We start from the raw sequence: 19,836 nt of genomic DNA on the forward strand, positions 1-19,836 counted from the left end.
CGGGGGCGGTGGACGGCATTTGCCGCGCTGTCGTGGCCAACGGTGCCAAAACGCGTCGTCAGGCTGATTCCGCCGCGGTTGCGACCGATGCCGCGGCCACGTCCGTGGAGGCCGGGGCAGCGATCGGGCGGTTGGAGACACGCCTGACGAACAGGTCGGCGATGAATTCCGCGTCCTCCCCAAGCCGCGTCGTGTCGCCGTTGACCAGGGCCTGGATGCAGATGCCGCTGATGGCGCCGGAAATGGCGCGCACGCTCTGGTCGATGTCGACGTCGCTCCGCAGCTCGCCGATTTCGCGGGCGTCCACCAGGTAGCTGCGAAGGTTGTCCCAATAGGCGGCGTGCAGCGCGGCAATCCGCGGCCTGAGCTCGGGAACGGCGCCCGTGGAATCGACGATGAGATAGTAGAGCGCGATGGCCGATTCGGGCATGTCGCGAACCGCCTCCATCTGAGCGCGGATGCGCTCGACGAGAGCCGCACAGCCCCTCTTGCCGGCTGTTCGTCGTTCCACCTGACGCTCGAACCGCGCCTGCATGGCGTCGATCACCGCTTCCAGCAGGGTCTGCTTGGTCCCGAATCGCTGCACGGGAAGCGAGCGGCTGTAGCCGGCGTCGATGCCGATCTGGGCGAGGCTCGCGCCCACCGTGCCGTGCCGGCCGATCAGCGTGATGGCCGCCTGCAGCATCCTCCTGTCCGATTTCTTACGGCGTCGCAGCTTGGAGCCGAGGATCGCCGGTCCCGTCTCCGCCACCTTCGTTGCGCTCACCAGATCACGATCCTCCCTCGCCGTCGCCGCGCCGTGCCGCGGTGGTCGGCTCGCCGGCCGCACATCGGACGAGGCCCCATTCGATGCCATCGCCTGCAGCGGATCAAGCGCTTGTCGATACCGATTATTTTTGGTAGCTGGTCAGCTAGCCACCGAAATGGAGTGGCGTCGGGCGGGGAGGAAGCATGTTCTCTTTGGCGGGGAAGGTCGCGGTCGTGACCGGCGGGGGGCGTGGCATCGGCAAGGGCATCAGCCTGGCCCTGGCCGAGGCCGGGGCCGCCGTGATCTGCGCCGGGCGGACCCTGGCTCCGCTGGAGGCGACGGCCGCCGCCATCGGCGCCCGGGGCGGCCGCGCGCTCGCCCTTGCCTCGGACATCACCGAGCCGGGTGCCGCGCAGGCTGTCGCCGATCGCGCGCTCGCCGCGTTCGGCCGCCTGGACACGTGGGTCAACAACGCCGGCAGCGCCTCGTCGGACGATGTGGGGCCGCTGCTCGAGCTGACGGAGTCTCAGTGGGACAACGTCGTCGACCTCAATCTGAAGTGGACTTTTTTCGCCGCCCAGGCCGCGGCGCGCGCCATGACCGATGGCGGCTCGATCATCAACATCTCGTCGCGATCCGGCTCGCACCCCAACCCGATGACCGGCCAGTACGGGGCGGCCAAAGCGGGCGTAGAAAACCTCACCACGACCATGGCGGTCGAGTGGGGCCACATGGGCATCCGCGTGAATGCGATCGCGCCCGGCGTGGTGATGACCGAGGAGTTCGCCGACCTCATGTCCGGCGAGCGGGCCCAGAAGCAGATCGACACGGTGCCCCTCGGCCGGCTGGGCACGCCGGCGGATGTGGGGCCGCTCTGCGTCTATCTGGCCGCGGACGAGTCGGCGTGGGTCTCCGGGACGGTGATCCAGGTGCACGGCGGCAGCCGCATCCCGATCGGCTACATGGCCTACCTGCACAAGGTCGCCAAGGCCCGCCGCGAGGCCGCGGGCGGCGCGGCGCTGCCGCGATGAGCGCCGCCGAGCGCCTGCGCCCCTATCGCCGGGCGGACCTGCGGCGGCTCTACGATCCCGCCAGCATCGCCATCGTCGGGGCCTCGCCGCGGCCGGATTCGTTCGGGGCGCGAACGGCCGCCAACCTGGCGGGCTACCGCGGCCAGGTGTTCCTGGTGAACGACAAATACGACCGCATCGGCGATACGCCCTGCTACGCCGGCCTGGGCGCCTTGCCGCAGGTTCCGGACGTGGCCGTCGTCACCACTCCGGCGGCGAGCGTCGAGCCGATCATCGAGGCCTGCATCGCAGCCGGCGTGCCGAGCGTCATCCTCTATGCCTCGGGCTTCGCCGAGCTCGGCACCGCGGAGGCGGTGGCGCGCCAGCAGCGCCTGGCACAGCGCGCGACCGATGCCGGCATCCGCCTGCTCGGCCCCAACTGCGTCGGCCTGCTGAACTATACGAGCGGGGCCCGCATCACCTTTGCGGCGGTGCCGAAGGGCAGCTCGCCGGGGCCGCGCGCCGTCGGGCTGGTCAGCCAGTCCGGCGCCCTCGGCTTCGCCCTGGTACAGGCGCTCGAGCGCGGCGTGGCGGTGAGCCATGTGCTCACCAGCGGCAACTCCGGCGACGTGGACGTGGCCGACTGGGTCGCGGCCCTGGCGGAGGATCCGGCCTGCGCCGTCATCGCCTGCGTCTTCGAAGGCGGATCGGCGCCGCTGCGCATGCTGGCGGCGGCGCACCTGGCCTGGGAGCGCGGCAAGCCGCTCATCGTCTTCAAGCTCGCCACCGGCGAGACCGGGGCTGCCGCCGCCATGTCGCACACCGGGTCGCTCGCCGGCGCGAACGCGTCGTGGCGCGCCCTGTTCGAGCGGGGTGGAGCGATCGTCGTGGACCGCTTCGAGGATCTCGTCGAGACGGCCGCCTTCTTCGCCAAGGCGGGCCAGCCGCAGGCGCCGGGCGCCGCCGTCCTCGCCGGCTCCGGCGGCGCCGCGATCATGGGCGCGGACTGCGCCGAGCAGCACGGCGTGCCGCTGCCGCAGCCCGAGGCCAGGGTCCGGGCGGTGCTCGAGGCGCGCATCCCGGCCTTCGGGGCGGCGCGCAATCCCTGTGACGTCACCGCTCAGGTCATTTCGGACTCGGCCTCGCTGATGGACTGCGCCGACGCCCTGCTGTCCGATCCCGGCTACGGCGCACTCGTCTACGGCTGCACCTATGCCTATGCGCCCGCGACGGAGCGCCTGCCGCACCTCAGCGAGATTGCCCGGCGCCACGGCAAGCCGATCTGCGCCGTATGGCTGACGCAATACCTCGAAGGCCCCGGCTCCGCGGAGATCGAGGCGGATCCGCACATCGCCATGTTCCGCTCGATGGACCGGTGCTTCGCGACGCTGGCCGCCTGGAACGCGCGCGCCGCACGCCCGCGGCTGCCGGCGCCGCCAAGCGCGGAGAACGACGGCCGGGCGGCCGCACGGCTGCCGGCCGCGGGCGGCCCGCTCGGCGAGACGGAGACCAAGGAGCTGCTGGCGGCCTACGGCATCGCCACCTCCCGCGACATCCGGGTGGCGGATCCGGAGGCGGCGGCGCGCGCGGCCGAGGCGATCGGCGGCCAGGTGGTCGTCAAGATCGACAGCCCCGACATCCCGCACAAGACCGAGGCGGGCGGGGTGGTGCTCGGCGTCGCGGGAGGAGCGGCGGCGCGCGAGGCCTATCGGACGGTCATGGCCGCCTGCGCCCGCGCCGTGCCGGGCGCAGCGCTCAACGGCGCCATCGTGCAGGAGATGGTGCCGCCCGGCGTGGAGATCATCGTCGGCATTACCAACGACGCCGCGTTCGGGCCGATCATGGTGGTGGGGCTGGGCGGCATCTTTGCAGAGCTGCTGCGCGACACGGTGACCGCCATGGCCCCCGTCGACGAGGCCGAGGCGCTCGCCCTCCTGGGGCGGCTGCGCGGCGCCGCCGTCCTCGACGGCTTTCGCGGATCACCGCCGGTGGATCGCCTGGCCCTCGCCAGGGCCGTGAGCCGCATCTCCCGGCTGGCCTTCGACCACCGCCATCGCCTGCTCGAGCTCGACGTCAACCCGCTGATCTGCCGCGGTGACACGATCACCGCGGTCGACGGCCTAGCCGTGCTCAGGCCCCAGCTCCCATCACGCCCAGCGGATGACGAAGATGAACTTTGAGTGGCAAGATGAACTTTGAGTGGACAGCGCGCGACAAGGCCTTCCGGGCCGAGGTCGTCGATTTCCTCGCGCGCGAGCTGCCGCCCGACTGGGCGGCGATCGCCCGCCACGGCCCCGGATCGAAGGCGCAGACGGAGTTCTCGTTCGGGTTTTGCGCCAAGCTGGCCGCGGCCGGGCTGCTCGTGCCGCATTGGCCGCAGGAGCACGGGGGCCGCGGCGGCTCCGTATGGGAGCATTTCATCCTCGGCGAGGAGATGTGGGCGGCGGGCGAGCCGCGCGGCCCGCAGTACATGAACGTCAACTGGATCGGCCCGACCATCCTCCGCTTCGGCACACCGGAGCAGCAGGAGCGCTACATCCCCGACATCACGTCGGGGCGCGCCATCTGGTGCCAGGGCTTCTCGGAGCCGTCCGCCGGCTCCGATCTCGCCTCGCTGCGCACGCGTGCCGAGCGCGACGGCGACGACTACATCATCAACGGCTCGAAGGTCTGGACCTCCTACGCGGGCCTCGCCGACCACTGCTTCCTGCTGGCGAGGACGAGCGGACACCGCAAGGACGGCATCTGCATCTTCCTGATCTCCATGGCCACACCGGGCATCACGGTGCGGCCCATTCCAAGCCTGGTGGGCAATGGCGACCTGCACGAGGTGTTCTTCCAGGACGTCCGCATCCCCGCTTCCGCCATGCTGGGCGAGGAGGGCAAGGCCTGGTCGCTGATCACCTACGCCCTCGCCAACGAACGGGTCGGCATCGCGCGCTACGAGCTGTCGGCGCGCGCCCTCGCGTCCATGGTCGAGCGGCTCAAGGCCGACGGCTCCTGGCGTGACGACATCGTCCGGCATCGGGCGGGCCAGGCGTTGGCAGCCTGCGAGGCGGCCCGCATGCTCGTCTACCGCGTGGTCGACCAGCGCGCCCGGGGCCTGCCGCCGAACGCCGATTCGAGCCTGGCGCGCGTCGCGGTCGCGGCGGCCGACCATGCGGTCGCGAATTTCGCCGTCGATTTCCTGCCGGACGCCTTCGCCGACGACAGTATTCCCCTGCTGAAGCCCCACCACGAACGGGCGATCGCCGCCGGGATCGCGTCCGGCGCGACCGAGATCCAGCTTGGCATCGTCGCCAGTGATCATCTCGACCTTCCGAGGAGCTGAGCCGCCATGTTGCTTGACCAGACGGACGATCAGGCTGCGCTGCTCTCGACCGTGTCGGCCGTTCTCTCCCGGGCCGCCGGCCAGTGGCTGCCGGATGGCGCCAGGTCGTCGTTCGACGCGAAGCTGGATGCGGAGCTGGAGGCGAGCGGCGTGCTCGACGCGGCCGGCTTCGACGAGTTCGGCCCGGCGACGGGCGTCCTCGTCGTCCAGGATGTCTGCCGCAAGTCCTCGATCGTCGAAGTGGCGGCCTCCGCGGTCATCCGTCCGCTCGTCTGCCCCGACGCGCCGCGGCCGCTCGCCGTGCTGCACGGCGATGCGACCAGGGCCGTGCGGTTCCTGCCGGTGGCGCGCGCCGTGCTGTTCCTGTCCGAGACCGGCGCCTCGTGGTGCGCCATCGCCGCAGACGACGTGGAGATCGTCGAGGGCTACTTCGCCTATCCCTCCGGCCGCCTGCGGGCGCCCGAAGACTGCGTGGCCCGGGCGACGCCCTGTGCCGATCCGGCGCTCGCCCGGCGCCTGGCTTCGCTGGCGGTGGCGGCGGAAATCACCGGTCTGCTGCAAGGGGGAGTCGACAGCGTCGTCGCGCATGTGAGCGACCGTCGCCAGTTCGGCCGCCCCCTCGGCGCATTCCAGGCCGTGCAGCACCGGCTCGCAGCCTGCTCCGCCCGGATCACCGCCGCCACATGGCTGGCGCTGAAGGCCGGCAGCGGAACCGACGCGGACGCGCGGATGGCCGCGGCCTATGCGCAGGATGCCGTGGAGACCGTCACCTATGACCTGCACCAGTTCATGGGCGCGATGGGCCTGACCCTGGAGCACCCGCTCCATCGCTGGACCTACCGCGCCAAGCTGCTGAAGTCCGACCTGGGCGGCGCGGCGCGCCACTATCGCGACCTGGCAGATGCAGCGTGGACGTGAGGGGACGAGCGCCGCAGCGCCTGGTCGCAGCGGGCGCAGTCCGGGCCGCATCTGAAGCGATAGGCCCCCTGTCGGAGCGCTGAGCATGGATCGCGAAAGGCCGCGAGGACGTTGTCGTCCGCCTCGCGCATCTCGTGGATGCAAGACCGAAAAGAACCAGATGCGGGTCGCGACTTGAGTGCCCCGCTACCAGGAGGGATACAGATATGACCACTCGCTCTGCCGCGATCGTGGCCTCGATCCTTGCGTTGTCGACTGTCGACGGCTCGGCTTCGGAGAAGCAGTACGGCCCCGGCGTCACCGACACCGAGATCAAGCTCGGCCAGACGATGCCCTATAGCGGGCCGGCCTCCGCCTATAGCCTCCAGGGCATCACCGAGCTCGCCTATTTCAAGCGGCTGAACGAGCGGGGCGGCGTCAACGGGCGCAAGGTCAATCTGATTTCGCTCGACGATGGCTACAGCCCGCCCAAGACCGTCGAGCAGACCCGCAAGCTCGTCGAAGACGACGAGGTTCTCGCCATATTCTCCTCGAATGGCACCGCAACGAATACGGCGATCCACAAATATTTGAACAGCAAGAAGGTGCCGCAGATCCTGCTCAACACGGGGGCTGCCCGGTGGAACGACATCAAGACTTATCCCTGGACGATGGCGTTCTACCCTCCTTATGCGATGGAGGGCCGCGCCCTGGCGAAATACGCACTGGCCACCAAGCCAGATGCGAAGATTGCCGTCCTGTCGCAGAACGACGACTACGGGCGTGATTACGTCAAGGGCTTCAAGGAGGGGCTCGGCGACCGGGCGAAGACCCAGCTCGTCGCCGAGGCGAGCTATGAAACGGCCGATGCGACCGTCGACTCGCAGATGCTCAAGCTGAAGGGAGCCGGCGCGGATACGTTCTTCCTGGCCGCCACGCCCAAGTTCGCCGCCCAGGCCATCAGACGGGCCCATGAGCTCGGCTGGAAGCCGCTTTTCCTGATCGGCAGCGGCGCCAGCTCCATCGGCGCCGTGCTGGAGCCGGCTGGGCTCGAGGCGTCCCAGGGGCTGATCACTGCAGTGGTGATGAAGACGCCGGCCGATCCGCTCTGGAAGGATGATCCGGCCATGAAGGATTTCATCCGGTTCATGGAGGAATCCGGTCTTGAGAGTAAGATTTCCCAATACGGCGCGGTCGTCGGCTACACCACGGCCATGCTGATGCACAAGATACTCGAACGCGCCGGGGACAATCTCACGCGGGAAAACCTCATGAAGATGGTGACCAGCATCGACGAGACGACGTTTCCCATGCTGCTGCCCGGCATCAGCCTCAAGACGACGCCGGACGACGCTAATGCCTATCACGCGCTGCGGCTGCAGCGCTTCGAGGGCAAGAGCTGGGTGGTCTTCGGTGACGTGATCACCGAATAGGCCGGCCGCTAGAGCGCTCTCTGATCGGGTGGAACCACCCGACCAGAGAGAAGCGCTCCAGATGAAAGGACTTGGAGAAAGACTCGGAGCATGTCTACCCGATCAGATGCGTCCATCTGATCGGGTAGACATGCTCTAGGGATGAGCGCGCACGTGGGCTGCCCAATGCGGCTCATGGACGATCGATATGGGAACGCCGGCGCTGCGCATCGCGACGGCCTTCTCGATCCTGCGGCCGTAGGACGAGTGTGCCCAGCTGCCGGTGGCGTATGTGCCGATCACCAGATAGTTGGTCTGCTGGGTGAGGCCGCCGCAGAAGCCGCCGGCTTCGATCACGGCCTCCTCGCACTCGCGGCGGCTGCCGAAGGCGAACGTGCCCGTCAGGCAATAGGTCATCCCGGCGAAGCGGATGGCGGGAGCTGGGTCGCAGAGCGACAGCGTCGATGCCGTCCGTGCTTCGCCGAGCTCGAAATCCCCGGCGCAAAAGCGGGTCAGCGTATCGAGCAGCTCCGCCGCTTCGTCCTCGTCGAGCACATCGTCGGCGAGGATCTGCCCGACGCGTTCGTACAGCAGTCGAATGACGGGGTTCTCGGCGGTGCCGGCGTTGGCCGCCAGCCACTTCAACAGGTATTCGGCTTCAGCCTGGTTGACCGTGCCGTCGGCCGTGAGCCCATGGGCCAGCCCGACCAGCTCGTTGATCTGCCGGTCCCGGAGCCTGGCCCTATTGTACAGGTTGCGTATCGTTGTTTCGGACATCTCCTGATCCTCCCTGCATAATCCAATCACGAGGAGCGGGGTTAGTCGAGCGCGGCCGACAGGTTGTGGCCGCCGGCGATCAGGTGGCCCGGTTGGCTGGGCCCGTCAGGGACGGCGGCCAAGGCCGCTAGAGCATTTCGCCATTGGATGGACCCATCCGATCCGGCGCCGTCGAGCCGTCCGTTGGCCTCCGCGGCGAGCGTCCCGTAAGCCGACATGAGCGATAGCCGCGTTGTCCGCATCCTCGGGCTGGCGCTACTCACGAAAGCCCTGCGCCTTTGCTTTGCGGCCTTCAAACCCTTCCTGGTTGAACAGCGCGTTCTCCAGACAGGGCACCATGCCGCGATAGAACGTTGGCGAAGCCCCGAAGCCGATATGGCTCATACGGCATACAAACTGCGAGTAGCCGTTGACGCGGCCCCAGATCTCCTTGACGCGATTGTACGCCCGCTGCTCGGCAAGAATGCACTCGGTCCTGTGGCTGCAGTTTCGTTCCACGTCGGTCCGAGGCATCGACTCGTCGTCGCTTTGCGAAGCTGCCGTCGCTGGTCCGGCGAGGATCAGGATGGCGACGGCGATCCACTTCATCATGCGTCCCCGGCGACGCCCGCGACACCGCGGGAGCATTTGACGTGAGTGCGCGGCGAAGCCGGAGCAAGCACTAGACGGCGGGCTCTCGATCAGCCAGCGGGGAGGGCGGCCTCATCAGGAGGCGCCGCGCCCGCCCTTGTGCACGGCCCGCTGCGGCTCGCCGGGCCGGGTTTGGGCTGCCAGTCGCCACGGCCGACCGGGGACTGCCAACGATCCTTGACCGCGAACACAAGAGAGCCGGTGCGCTCGGTCTGTTCGTGGCCGCGATCGTCGAGGCGCTGTTATCAATCGTCTTCGTCTTGAATGTTGGTCTGTCCCATCACGTAGACAAAAAAGATATAGAGAAAGGCCGCTACGCCCAGGGCCGCGGCCATATAGTAGATCTTGAGCAACTATACCCTCCCGTCTCGGCGGTTTTATCCGGAAAATTGGGAGCCAGCGTGTCCGACTAAATGCCCGCAGCCGGCGGTACGTGTCAAGGCGCCGGGCCTATAGGCTGATTGCCATCGCCCAAGCATGGGCTTCGTTCTGCGCGGCGGGGCGAGCCTGTCTGACGCACCAGGCGAGGCCGTTCGAGTGGGAGGTCGACGCCGAGGAAGCCGCCGGTCCGACGATCCGCGGGCTGCGGGTGCCGGCGTCCGGCTGCGAAGGCTTTGAGGTCGAGCAGCATCGCCGGCGATGTCGGGATGTCGCGCGCCACGGTCGAGCGCTGCATGCGGTTCCGCGACCAGATCGAGGCCGGCGGCCGACGGTTCGAGATTATCGCGTCACAGGGGTAGACCGGGAACACGGATGGCGCTATAGAGCCGCCTTCGCCGCGGCGATTTGGAAAGCACTGGCCCGAAACTGGAGGATATCTCCAAAAAAAGGCTAATGTTTTCAGGGGCTTCGGTGGGGGATAGTTTAACGGTAGAACAGCGGACTCTGACTCCGTTAGTCTTGGTTCGAATCCAGGTCCCCCAGCCAGCCTGAAATTCCAATGATTTCATATGGTTACGCAACGCCTCCGATCGCAATCGGGGGCGTTTTCGTGTTGCAGGCGGCTGCAACGCGTTTTCCGTGATTTCAATGGGTTACAGCTGTCGGCGCCTCCGTTCGCCTTGACATGATTCCAGGCGGCTTGTGGCACGGCTGCACGCAGGCGATCCTTTGGGCCACGAAGCAGCTCGTTATCATTCCGGTGCTGCCGCACCCCGTGCCGCGCGACCTGCTGTGCTGCCGGTGATTTGCCGTCCGCCTCAGGCGGTGCTCTTGCCCGGAAGCAAGGTCCGGCCCTCGATCGCTTGGCTGGTTGCCGGCGCCGCGGGGCTTATCGTCCTTGCCCTGGGTTGCGCCGGCATATGTGCCATGACCAGCGGGTTCACCGGCAGGAATCGATGCGAATTCAATGAGTTGGAGCGCTCTTGTCAGCTCGGGCGAGCTCGTCTGGTCGGGCAATGCTCCCGACCGCGACGGGCCGGCGCCAATCCGCGGACAGCGCTGGCCGGCACATTGTTGTCGGCTCCGGCCGAGGCATCCACTTGCCGAAGCCGCCGTGACGCGGTGAATTAGGCCCTGGCGCGCTCGGCGCGGTGGCCTCCGTCTGGCGTGGCCACGGCGAACAGCGGCTGATCGCGCTTGAGGTGATCTCATGCTCGGCATTCGACCTGCGCCCCCGACCATCGTCCTCGCCGCCTTGGTGGGATTGTTGGCGCGTGCCGGTCCAGCGGGCGCGGCCGAGCCCACCGGCGAATGGATGGTTGAGGGCGGCGAGGCCAAAGTCCGCATCGAGAAGTGCGCTGGCGAAATATGGGGCCTGATTTCTTGGGAGAAGGAGCCGGGTACGTCGGACAAGCGCAATCCGGATCCGGCGCGTCGGTCGCGGCCGACGCTGGGCATGCCGGTCCTGCTCGGGATGAAGCAGGCGGCATCAAACCGGTGGGAGGGCGACATCTACAACGCGATGAATGGCAAGACGTACGCCGCGAACATCAGCTTGGCGGCAGCGGATCATCTGCGGGTGGAGGGGTGCGTGCTCGGACTTCTGTGCGGCGGCGAGACCTGGACACGCGTTCCAATGATGGCCAAGCCAGACGCGACGGCAGGCAGCAGGCCGAAGGCCGCGCCATTTGGAAGTGCGAAGGACGTTTGCAAAGCCGCCGCCGTGGCAACCGGCAAGCCCGCGCTCGCCGACGAGACGCTGGCGCGGCCAGCACGCTAGTGTGGTGCCCGCAACCCTGAACGACCTACCTCATTCGGTCATATTGAACGTCGCGCCGCGCGTCGGCACCATGGCCGCCGAGTGGAGTGTGCAGGGGCGAGTGTGTGTCGGACAGGACAGTTTGGGTGTTGTTGACGGCAGCCGCCGCGCTGCTGACGTGTACGGTCTGCGTATTCCTGGTCAATTCGATGGTCTCAGGCGGATGATCTCCGTCCCACGACCTATGGTCAGTTGAGGCCCTCGCCACACCCCGCTATCGTAACGGAAGTTATGGGGGCATCGACAATGATCGACCGTCTCAAGAACTTGGCGCTGATCATCGGACTCGCGGGCGGCACGACGGCGCTGTACATCACCATCTGCTACCGGCTGCTGGGATAGGCCGGCGCCCCGCTCCGCCTCAGCCCGACGCCATCGTCCAGCTCCGACATGTCTGTACGGCGAGCGCAGCCGCGCCGCCTTCAGGCGTTCGAGCCCCAGTCGGGCGCGGGAGAGCGAAGCGGCTCAAGACCATCATGTGTCATCGTGCCGACGCCCCGGCGGCGGCTGATGCCGCCGCCTTCGATCAGCTTAGCGACGACGCGCATCCAGCGCGCGCGGCTCAGTAGCCCCAGCCAGGGCGCGGTCGGGGCGCGCCGGGCGGGCGGCCGTAGGGGCGTCCGTAGCCATAGCCGTAAGGGCGGGGACGCTGGCCGTAGCCGTAGCCATAGCCCGGCCGCGGACCATAGTGAGGCCGCGGTCCATAGTAAGGTCCAGGAGCATATTTCCACGTGCCCGTGCGACGCCCGGCCCAGGCCTCTTCAGGTGCAAAACTCACGCCCAACGTAAGGGCTAGGGCAAAAGCGGAACACAAGCGCAGCATAATATCCCCATCGTTTTGACACTGGCCACACCCATCGGCTGTGGCCGTTCGGATCCACATCGAATCAGACTTATATCATGGCGGATTGTTCCAACGCTCCCGTGACGGCGGCGCAGAGGCGGTCAGGCGCCCGCTCGCCGCGGAGGGGCGCGCGCCGCGGCGGCCCATGGCCCATGAATGACCTATGAGTTGTCGCGCATCGGCCCGTTGGTCGAGCCGCGGCTCAAGCCGTCGACGAGGTAGCGGAACAGCGTACGGGTGCCGATGTGGACATCGGCGGCGATGGTCATGCCCGGTATGAGGCGGAACGCGTCGGGCGTATCGTGGAAATCCATCTTTGTGATCTTGGCGCGCGCCTTGTAGAAGGGAGCGACATCCTTGCCGTCGTCTTCCTTCGTGAACGAGCCCTCACTGATCCACTCCAGCTCTCCTTCGGCCTGGCCATGGGAGACGGAATCGTAACTGTCGATCTTGATCGTGCAGGGGTCGCCGGGCCTGATATAGCCGACGTCGGATGAACCGATTTCCATCTCGACCTCGACGGGGCCGCCGAGCGGCGCCAGCGTCATCAGCATGTCGCCTTCCTTCAGCACCGACCCGACCGAGAGCTGGGATTCGCTCAGCACCACCGCATCTTCGGGCGCGCGGATTTCGACGAGCTCCTTCATGCGGTTGGCCTTGGACAGCTGCGCCAGCGCCGTGTCACGCGAGTTGCGCGCCGTGACGATCTCCTGGCTGAGCTGGGCCTGCCACTGCTGGACGAAGGCATCGCGGTCGGCCGTCGTGGCCGCCAGGGAATGGCGCTCTTCGGCCAGCTGCTGCTGATCGTTTTCCATCGTGCGCAGCAGCTCGACCCGCTGGTCCGAGGCGGAGAGCAGATTGAGCAGGCTGCCCGCCTGCTTCTCGACGAGCGTTGCCCGCATGTCCTCGATCTGCTTCAGCACCTTGTCGCGTTCCTTGTAGCGAACCTGGTCGCCCTCCAAGCGCTGCACGGTCATCTGAGACTGGTTGATCTTCTCATTATAGCTCCTCAGCTGGGCGTCGTATTGGGCTGCGCGCTGCTTGTTGAGGCCGGCTTGGAGGACGACGTAAGGGGCCATCGCCGTCGAAGGCTTGGCAGGAAATTTCGGCGCTTCGCCGTAGCGTTCGGCTTCGGCCCGGACGATTTGGGCATCGAGCGAGGCGATCTGCAGCTCGAGCTGGCCAGCGTCCGCGGCGGCGAACGTGGGATCGAGGGTGGCCAGCAACTGGCCCTTGGCGACCCGGTCCCCCTCGTGAACGGCCACGGTCTTAATGATCGACGCGTCGAGCGCCTGGACGGTCTTGACGCTTTCCGTCGGGACGATCTTGCCGTTGTTGCTCTCGATGTCGCGGTCGAAGTTGACCACCGTCGATATGGCGACCCCACCCACGAGCAGGAGGGAGACCGCCCAGACGACGTAGCCGGACATCCGCGGCGCGCCCCGGTTGATGATCCGGTCAGTCTCCGACTGAAAGTTGCGGATGATGTCGTCCGTCTTCAGTTTGCGCGGCATGGCGCCCTCTCCGCTGTTTGCAGCGTCGTCCCCACCGTGAGAGCTGGCCATGCCGCTGGCCCGGGATGCCTCCCGAATGCCCTGCGTGGCCAGCCGTTCGTCATGGGTTCAGCCCCCAAAGGTCCAGACGAGCCGGCGAACATCGCCGGACGCGCTGCACGCATTCCTAGCACGGCCCGCGATCCGTGGAGAGCGCAGCGGCAGAGCTCTGGCATGCAGGGATGGGCTAGCGGGCGATCATGGCCACACGTGGACCACGAGCTGGCCCCGGAGCAAGGGCTGGCCCCAGGCAAGAGGGCGAGACCCGGCTTCTGGGCCGTGGATGTCGCTACTGCCGCGGACCAGCGGGAGCGCCATCGATCTCCGAGCGCGGCCCGGCTGCGGCGGCCTCGGCGCCGGCGGTCTCGACCGGGACGAACGTTCCTCCCGCGGCCACGATATCCAGCACTTTGACGATCGTCTCGGTGGCCATGCCCGGCGACAGGAAGGCCCGTGCGCCGCAGCTCATCGCGTGGCTGACCAGCGCGGCCCCATCGTAGTCCGCCATGATGGCGACCGGCGGCGGCTGCGGACGATCCAGCGCCAGCCTCAAGCTGCTCGACACGGCGTCGGGCGTCGACCTGACCGACAGGATCAGCACGGCGGTCTCCTCGGCCGCGAGCGCCCTGACCCAGGCAGCTATGCTTGCGAAGGCGCGAAAGCTGCGATGCGGCGCCATGGCTTGGAGCGATGCCGTCGCCCGTGCACGGAGCAACGGTCTGTCCTCGATCAGGACCGTATGGCGTCCGCCATCGCCCGTCGCCGTGCCACGGTTGCTCACGTTTCCGCGATGCGCCTTGGCCACGCGGTGATCGTCTCAGGCGGCTTCCGCATGCGCGTTCCCATCCAGCAACACCCGCTTCGCCGTGGCCACGCGGGGTGCTGCCTTGGAACGGTTGCTCTAACGGTACAATCGCAGATGATAGAAGTCCGACGCATCACCCGTTTGGGGGGTGCGCGGGGCCTCGTTCCGATTATTTTTGGATCGCGTCGCGTAGGCAGAGGAGCTCCGACATTCACACGACCTCCAAAACGGAGACCACGTCAATAGGGCGAAGGGCCTGCTACATCATTCTGAAGCCGCAACGTGACATCAAAGTGGGATCTTGAGCGTATCGCAGCGGCGTTCGCCGAAGCGGCGCTGAACGCGAATCGCTGGAGCTCGGCCCTGCAAGTCGCAGGCGAGGCAGTCGGATCGCGCGGCGCATCGCTCCTCGGCCTGAACAGCCCGCTCCCCCAGATCTTCAGCAGCCCGTCGCTGCATGAGGCCACGGACGCCTACGTCAAGGAGGGATGGGCGGAGCGGGACGAGCGCTACCGGGCAGGTCCGCTCATCGCCCGGCGCGGCGTCGCGACGGATCTCGACTTCATGTCGACCGAGCTGATGGCGAGGCATCCCTACTACCAGGAGTTTCTGGCGCGCTATGATCTGCGCTGGTTTGCGGGGTTGAAAGTCGCGAGCGGCGGCGAGCTGTGGTGCCTGCGGATCAATCGTGCGGCGGCCGAGGGGCCCTATTCGCGCGAGCAGCTGGCGGCGCTCGGCGAGCTGTCGCCGCGATTGTCGAGCTCGGCGGTGCTGGCACGCGCCCTGGGGCTGGCGCAGGCGGAGGCGGTGGAGCAAGCCTTCGATACGAGCGGCCACGCCATGGTCCTGATCGGCTGGCAAGGGGAAGTGGTTCGCGCGAACCGAACGGCAGAGCGGTACCTGGCGCAAGGGGTGGCTCAGGTGCGGCAGAATCGGCTGACGGGCGCCCATCGCGACGACACCGCAGCTCTCGACAGGGCCCTGCACGGCCTGGTTCGGGGCGGGCATGCGCTTGCCTTGCCGGTGACGCTGCGCCGGGAAGCCAAGCGTCCGCTCATCGCCCACGGTGTGCGACTGGCCAGCCTCAGCCGCAATCCCTTCGCCGCGTGCCGCGCCGTCGTCGTGCTCACCGACCCGGAGCAGAGCGGCCGCACCTCGGCTACCCATCTGCGGAAGTTGTTTCGGTTGACCCCTTCGGAGGCCAGACTGGCGGCGATGCTGTCCTCGGGAGACAGTCTCGAGACGCTGGCGGCAAAGCTCGGCGTCAGGCGCGAGACGACGCGGTCGCTGCTCAAGTCGGTGTTCTTGAAGACCGGAACCAACAGGCAGGCCGAGCTGGTCGCTCTGCTGCTGCGGCTCGGGCTGCCGTCCGAGTGACCAAACGCCGATGAGCTCGCCCATCGACCTGGGTGCTCAGGCGCGGAGCGATTCGCTCCGTGTGAACAGGCCGCCGTCCGTCTGCGACCATGCCCAGTTCGATCGCTGCACGCCGTTCGCGTCAAACTCGGCGCAGCACCGCACGCAGAACAACCGGAGCGGCCGGGCGTAAGGAATCGGCACCCGCCCACAACAACGACCCCGTGCGTCCAGCCGTCGAGCCGGCTGACTTTTCTCCATGCTGTCCTCCCAGCGAGCGCAGCGGCTACACCTTGACCTACGGAATGCTACCTTGGCTATTCTTCCCGGCGCCAATCACCTATTGGTGGTCGGACTTCACGATGCGGAGAGCTGCCGGGTCGGGCGCGGCCGGATGTCCGGCCGGGGCGCACCACCGGGCGCTCTGGCATGCGGCCTGCGTGAAACCCACATATGGGAGCGGCTCAACGGCCGGGCGACCGGTCGATCGAGAGGCGGGCTTGCGCCTTGCCTCCCCTTTGTCTGGCCGTGTTCCATGGGTTGGCGTGGGCTCCGGCGAGCGCCATGGTGCAATCACAGACTGTTCGAGACGGGAGTGACGACATGACCACAACGACCGAGCGCGCGGTTCTGGCCGGTGGCTGCTTCTGGGGCATGCAGGATCTGATCCGCCGCTACCCGGGCGTCGTGTCCACCCGGGTCGGCTATACCGGGGGTGATGTACCCGACGCGACCTACCGCCATCACGGCACGCATGCGGAAGCCATCGAGATCATCTTCGATCCAGCGAAGCTGTCGTATCGCACGCTGCTGGAGTTCTTCTTCCAGATTCACGATCCGACCACGCGCAACCGCCAGGGCAACGATATCGGCATGAGCTACCGCTCGGCCATCTACTATACGACCGACGAGCAGAGGCGGATCGCCGAGGACACGATCGCCGACGTTGACGCGTCGGGCCTGTGGCCGGGCAAGGTGGTGACCGAAGTCGCTGCCGTCGGCCCCTTCTGGGAGGCCGAGCCCGAGCACCAGGATTATCTGGAGCATTACCCGCACGGCTATACCTGCCATTTCGTCCGCCCGGGCTGGAAGCTGCCGGTGCGGACGGAGCGGAGCCCGGCGCAGTCGAGCGCGGCGGGATAGCGGCATCGATCCCGACAAAGGGCGGGGACCGTCCGCGCCACAGCGGCGGCGCCATCGAGAGGCGCGCCGTCGACCGGTCGAGCAGGAGCATTGGACATGGTCACCCGCGGCTTTACCGGCCGGCAGGCCGCCCCGGAGCTGGCGGGGCGCGTCCCTCCGGGCCAGCATCTGGTCGAGGATTTCCCCGTGCTCTCGGCCGGCCCGACGCCGCGGGTCGCGCTCGATGGCTGGACGTTCTCCCTGAAGAACGGCGTCAAGCCTGTCAGGACCTGGAGCTGGGCCGAGTTCAACGCGCTGCCGCTCACCAGGATGACGCGGGACATTCATTGCGTGACGACGTGGTCCAAGCTGAACACCGCATGGGAAGGCGTGCTGGTCGATGACATCCTGGCGGCGGCCGGGATCGAGCCGCCGTCCGGCTTTTTGCTGGCCCATTCGTACGACGGCTACTCGACCAACCTGCCCGCTGCCGACGTCACCGGGGGCAGGGCGATGGTCGCTCTGCGCTACGAGGGGCAGCCGCTGGAGCCCGACCACGGCGGTCCGGCGCGGCTGCTCGTCCCGCACCTCTACTTCTGGAAGTCCGCCAAATGGGTGAACGGGCTTCAGTTCACGGCGCGGAACGAGGACGGATTCTGGGAGCTGCGCGGTTACCACAGCTACGGAGATCCCTGGCGCGAGCAGCGCTACAAGGATGATTGACCGCCCCGGCCCCGAAGGCGGCTGGCAGTCGGCGCGGGTGGTCGAGATCGTCGGGCGTACACCGCGCATCACCAGCTTCATGCTCGCACCGGCTCGGCCCTTCCGCCACCGGGCCGGCCAGCACGTCGACCTGCGGTTGACGGCGCCCGACGGCTATCGGGCGATGCGCAGCTATTCGATCGCATCCGCCCCCGATCCGTCGGGCGTCATCGAGGTGGCGATCGAACGGTTCGACGACGGCGAGGTCTCACCCTTCTTCCACGACGTGGTGGCGCTCGGCGACGAGATCGAGCTGCGGGGACCGCTGGGCGGCCACTTCGTCTGGTCCGTGGCAGATGGCGGCCCGCTGCTGCTGGCCGGCGGCGGCTCGGGCGTGGTGCCGCTCATGGCGATGCTGCGCCACCGGCAGGCGATGGCGTCTGCCATCCCGGCGCTGCTGCTGCTGTCGGCCCGCAGCTGGAACGACGTCCTGTACCGCGACGAGTTGCTCGCCATGGAGCGCGCCTCCGCCGGCTTCACCTTGGTCATGACGCTGACCCGCGACGCGCCGCGGCGCCCGGGCGACTACGGCCGGCGGGTGGACGCGGCCATGATGGCCGAGGTCGCGGCCCGGCTGCCGGCGACGGCGAAGCACGTGTTCGTCTGCGGCTCCAATGCGTTCGTGAACGCGGCGGCGGATGGGGCCATCGCTGCCGGCCTGGCGGCATCCCTCGTGCGCACCGAGCGCTACGGCGCTTGACGCAAATCGCTCACGCGCTCCGCAGCTGAGGCGATCGGCTTCCCCCTATGGGTGGGCCCGAGCCGGTCGCCGGATGGGCGACATCCGCCACACCACGGGCTGCGCATCGTCGGGAACGCGATACCTGCCGCGCGCCATCGGGTGCACCGGGGCGCCGGAGGCATTGAGCCCGAGGCAGTGCAGGCGAGACGAGGACGCCCGGCATCGTCGAATCCGGCCGACGACGTGCTCGACCCATTGCGCGTCCCAGGCCCCGCTGCCCCAGCAGGCGACGACGAGGGCGGCGGCCTCGGCCTCCCGGACGATGACGTCCAGGTTCGTGCGCATGGCGCGCCGGGCGGATCGGCGCTGCGGCCCCTCCTCATGCCGACGCATCCAGGCGCGGCAGTCGGCGACGATCGGCGTGCGCTTCGGATAGAGGTTGACCGCAACGAATCCGGCGTAGCCCCAGGCGCTCGCGAAGCGCATCCAGCGGCGGACGGTGGGATCGTCCCGTTCGTGGTCGGCGGTCGACGGATTGAGGCCGCAGAAACAGACGTGATCGCCCGTGCCCCATCGGCGCGTCAGCGACCAGCGATATGCGCTGCAGGCCGACAGGACGGCGGTGCCGTGGATCTCGGGCAAGGAGCTGGGCCGATCTCCGCCCATGGCCGCCTCCACGACATCTCGCTGGCCCGCGTTCGACGTGCCGCTCAGGCGAAGCGCTTCGCACCGGCGACGCAGAGGACGATCAGTCCGGTCACCGCGATCATCGTCCAGGCGACCGGTTCGCCGAGGAGCAGGCCCGCAAGCGCCAGCCCCAAGAAGGGCTGGAGCAACTGGAGCTGGCCGACCCCGGCAATGCCGCCGAGTGCCAGCCCTCTGTACCAGAAGACGAAGCCGACGAGCATGCTGAACACCGAGACGTAGGCGAGGCCGAGCCAGGCCGGCCCGCCGATCCCGGTCCAGACATCCGGCAGGGTCGCGGCGGCGATCACGGCCATGACCGGGAGCGCCGCTACGAGCGCCCAGGAGATCACCTGCCACCCGCCGAGGCGGCGTGCGAGGCGGCCCCCCTCCGCATAGCCGAGGCCACAGAGCAGGATGGCGGCGACCATCAGGAGATCGCCGGCGAGCGAGGCCGCGCTGCTGTTCGCCAGGGCGAAGCCCGCGACCGACGCGGCACCGGCGACCGAGAAGAGCCAGAAGGCCGGCTTCGGCCGCTCGCCGCCCCGGATGACGCCGAAGATCGCCGTCGCGAGCGGCAGGAGCCCGATGAACACGATCGAACGGGCAGAGGTGATGTGCTGGAGCGCCAAGGCCGTCAGCAGCGGGAAGCCGATCACCACCCCGAGCGCCACCACCGCGAGCGGCAGGAGCGCTCCCTTCTCCGGGCGCGGCTGACGGAGCACGAGGAGCAGAGCCGCGCCGAGCAGCGCCGCGATGACGGCGCGGGCCGAGGTGAGGAACAGCGGCGTGAACCCGCCCACCGCGACCCGCGTCGCCGGGAGCGAGCCGCTGAAGATGATGACGCCGAGGAGGCCGCTGCCCCATCCTGCCGTCGTACGCTGCATGCCGGTCTCCGTCGCCTGTCGCGCGGCGATAGCGTGCGAGGGCTTGCGACGACAGCGACACACCCATACGGTGGGACCAAACAGTATGGATGACAGGAGCCATACAGTTGGTGCCCCGCGAGACCGAGGAGCAGGT

Annotated in this window: 17 protein-coding genes and 1 tRNA gene; 11 read left to right on the top strand and 7 right to left on the bottom strand. The window is 68.1% G+C overall.

Translation table 11 applies throughout. From position 1 onward, the window contains the following. Positions 1 to 58: 58 nt before the first annotated feature. Positions 59 to 766, bottom strand: coding sequence for a TetR/AcrR family transcriptional regulator (locus ACZ5PO_RS21565; RefSeq protein ID WP_464183794.1), 708 nt, complete (start codon positions 764 to 766; stop codon positions 59 to 61). 185 nt (positions 767 to 951) lie between these two features. On the opposite strand from ACZ5PO_RS21565, the gene ACZ5PO_RS21570 reads away from it, so the two are divergent. The 5 genes from ACZ5PO_RS21570 to ACZ5PO_RS21590 all read left to right on the top strand — a co-directional run bounded on the left by ACZ5PO_RS21570 (position 952) and on the right by ACZ5PO_RS21590 (position 7,419). Further along, positions 952 to 1,779, top strand: a complete 828-nt coding sequence (locus ACZ5PO_RS21570; RefSeq protein ID WP_464183795.1) for an SDR family NAD(P)-dependent oxidoreductase — start codon at positions 952 to 954, stop codon at positions 1,777 to 1,779. Next, complete coding sequence (locus ACZ5PO_RS21575) at positions 1,776 to 3,938, top strand: acetate--CoA ligase family protein (RefSeq protein ID WP_464183797.1); 2,163 nt, start codon at positions 1,776 to 1,778, stop codon at positions 3,936 to 3,938. The genes ACZ5PO_RS21570 and ACZ5PO_RS21575 overlap by 4 nt, the downstream gene beginning before the upstream one ends. 8 nt (positions 3,939 to 3,946) lie before the next feature. Further along, complete coding sequence (locus ACZ5PO_RS21580; RefSeq protein WP_464183798.1) at positions 3,947 to 5,089, top strand: acyl-CoA dehydrogenase family protein; 1,143 nt, start codon at positions 3,947 to 3,949, stop codon at positions 5,087 to 5,089. 6 nt (positions 5,090 to 5,095) lie between these two features. Further along, the gene (locus tag ACZ5PO_RS21585) at positions 5,096 to 6,007 is read left to right on the top strand and encodes an acyl-CoA dehydrogenase family protein (RefSeq protein WP_464183799.1); all 912 of its coding nucleotides are present in this window, start codon (positions 5,096 to 5,098) and stop codon (positions 6,005 to 6,007) included. A gap of 206 nt (positions 6,008 to 6,213) precedes the next feature. Beyond that, a complete protein-coding gene (locus tag ACZ5PO_RS21590) occupies positions 6,214 to 7,419 on the top strand; it encodes an ABC transporter substrate-binding protein (RefSeq protein WP_464183800.1) in 1,206 nt (401 codons plus the stop codon). Between the two features lie 135 nt (positions 7,420 to 7,554). Here ACZ5PO_RS21590 and ACZ5PO_RS21595 read toward each other — a convergent pair whose 3' ends face one another. Beyond that, on the bottom strand, positions 7,555 to 8,175 hold the full coding sequence (locus tag ACZ5PO_RS21595; protein ID WP_464183801.1) for a BRCT domain-containing protein: 621 nt from the start codon (positions 8,173 to 8,175) through the stop codon (positions 7,555 to 7,557). A gap of 255 nt (positions 8,176 to 8,430) precedes the next feature. Continuing rightward, positions 8,431 to 8,763 (bottom strand): hypothetical protein, encoded by a 333-nt coding sequence (locus tag ACZ5PO_RS21600; protein WP_464183802.1) that lies wholly within the window; start codon positions 8,761 to 8,763, stop codon positions 8,431 to 8,433. Between the two features lie 895 nt (positions 8,764 to 9,658). Here ACZ5PO_RS21600 and ACZ5PO_RS21605 point away from each other — a divergent pair. Next, positions 9,659 to 9,732, top strand: a tRNA-Gln gene (locus ACZ5PO_RS21605). A gap of 664 nt (positions 9,733 to 10,396) precedes the next feature. Further along, positions 10,397 to 10,966 (top strand): DUF2147 domain-containing protein, encoded by a 570-nt coding sequence (locus tag ACZ5PO_RS21610; protein ID WP_464183803.1) that lies wholly within the window; start codon positions 10,397 to 10,399, stop codon positions 10,964 to 10,966. 1,044 nt (positions 10,967 to 12,010) lie between these two features. On the opposite strand, the gene ACZ5PO_RS21615 is transcribed toward ACZ5PO_RS21610, so the two are convergent. Both ACZ5PO_RS21615 and ACZ5PO_RS21620 read right to left on the bottom strand, forming a co-directional pair. After that, positions 12,011 to 13,363, bottom strand: a complete 1,353-nt coding sequence (locus ACZ5PO_RS21615) for an HlyD family type I secretion periplasmic adaptor subunit (RefSeq protein ID WP_464183805.1) — start codon at positions 13,361 to 13,363, stop codon at positions 12,011 to 12,013. 328 nt (positions 13,364 to 13,691) lie between these two features. Beyond that, on the bottom strand, positions 13,692 to 14,117 hold the full coding sequence (locus tag ACZ5PO_RS21620; RefSeq protein ID WP_464183806.1) for a hypothetical protein: 426 nt from the start codon (positions 14,115 to 14,117) through the stop codon (positions 13,692 to 13,694). A gap of 372 nt (positions 14,118 to 14,489) precedes the next feature. Here ACZ5PO_RS21620 and ACZ5PO_RS21625 point away from each other — a divergent pair, with 372 nt between their 5' ends. The 4 genes from ACZ5PO_RS21625 to ACZ5PO_RS21640 all read left to right on the top strand — a co-directional run bounded on the left by ACZ5PO_RS21625 (position 14,490) and on the right by ACZ5PO_RS21640 (position 18,147). After that, the gene (locus tag ACZ5PO_RS21625; protein ID WP_464183807.1) at positions 14,490 to 15,584 is read left to right on the top strand and encodes a helix-turn-helix transcriptional regulator; all 1,095 of its coding nucleotides are present in this window, start codon (positions 14,490 to 14,492) and stop codon (positions 15,582 to 15,584) included. Between the two features lie 582 nt (positions 15,585 to 16,166). Continuing rightward, a complete protein-coding gene (msrA, locus tag ACZ5PO_RS21630) occupies positions 16,167 to 16,706 on the top strand; it encodes a peptide-methionine (S)-S-oxide reductase MsrA (RefSeq protein WP_464183809.1) in 540 nt (179 codons plus the stop codon). A 96-nt stretch (positions 16,707 to 16,802) separates the two neighbouring features. Then, a complete protein-coding gene (locus tag ACZ5PO_RS21635) occupies positions 16,803 to 17,408 on the top strand; it encodes a sulfite oxidase-like oxidoreductase (protein ID WP_464183811.1) in 606 nt (201 codons plus the stop codon). Next, on the top strand, positions 17,401 to 18,147 hold the full coding sequence (locus tag ACZ5PO_RS21640) for an FAD-binding oxidoreductase (protein ID WP_464183812.1): 747 nt from the start codon (positions 17,401 to 17,403) through the stop codon (positions 18,145 to 18,147). The genes ACZ5PO_RS21635 and ACZ5PO_RS21640 overlap by 8 nt, the downstream gene beginning before the upstream one ends. Positions 18,148 to 18,192: 45 nt before the next feature. Here ACZ5PO_RS21640 and ACZ5PO_RS21645 read toward each other — a convergent pair whose 3' ends face one another. Both ACZ5PO_RS21645 and ACZ5PO_RS21650 read right to left on the bottom strand, forming a co-directional pair. Then, positions 18,193 to 18,795: a DUF1643 domain-containing protein gene (locus ACZ5PO_RS21645; protein ID WP_464183813.1), complete on the bottom strand. Its 603-nt coding sequence runs from the start codon at positions 18,793 to 18,795 to the stop codon at positions 18,193 to 18,195. Positions 18,796 to 18,839: 44 nt separating this feature from the next. Continuing rightward, positions 18,840 to 19,700, bottom strand: coding sequence for a DMT family transporter (locus ACZ5PO_RS21650; protein ID WP_464183814.1), 861 nt, complete (start codon positions 19,698 to 19,700; stop codon positions 18,840 to 18,842). Between the last annotated feature and the right edge of the window lie 136 nt (positions 19,701 to 19,836).

This window comes from Chelatococcus sp. KU-N122, assembly GCF_055391085.1.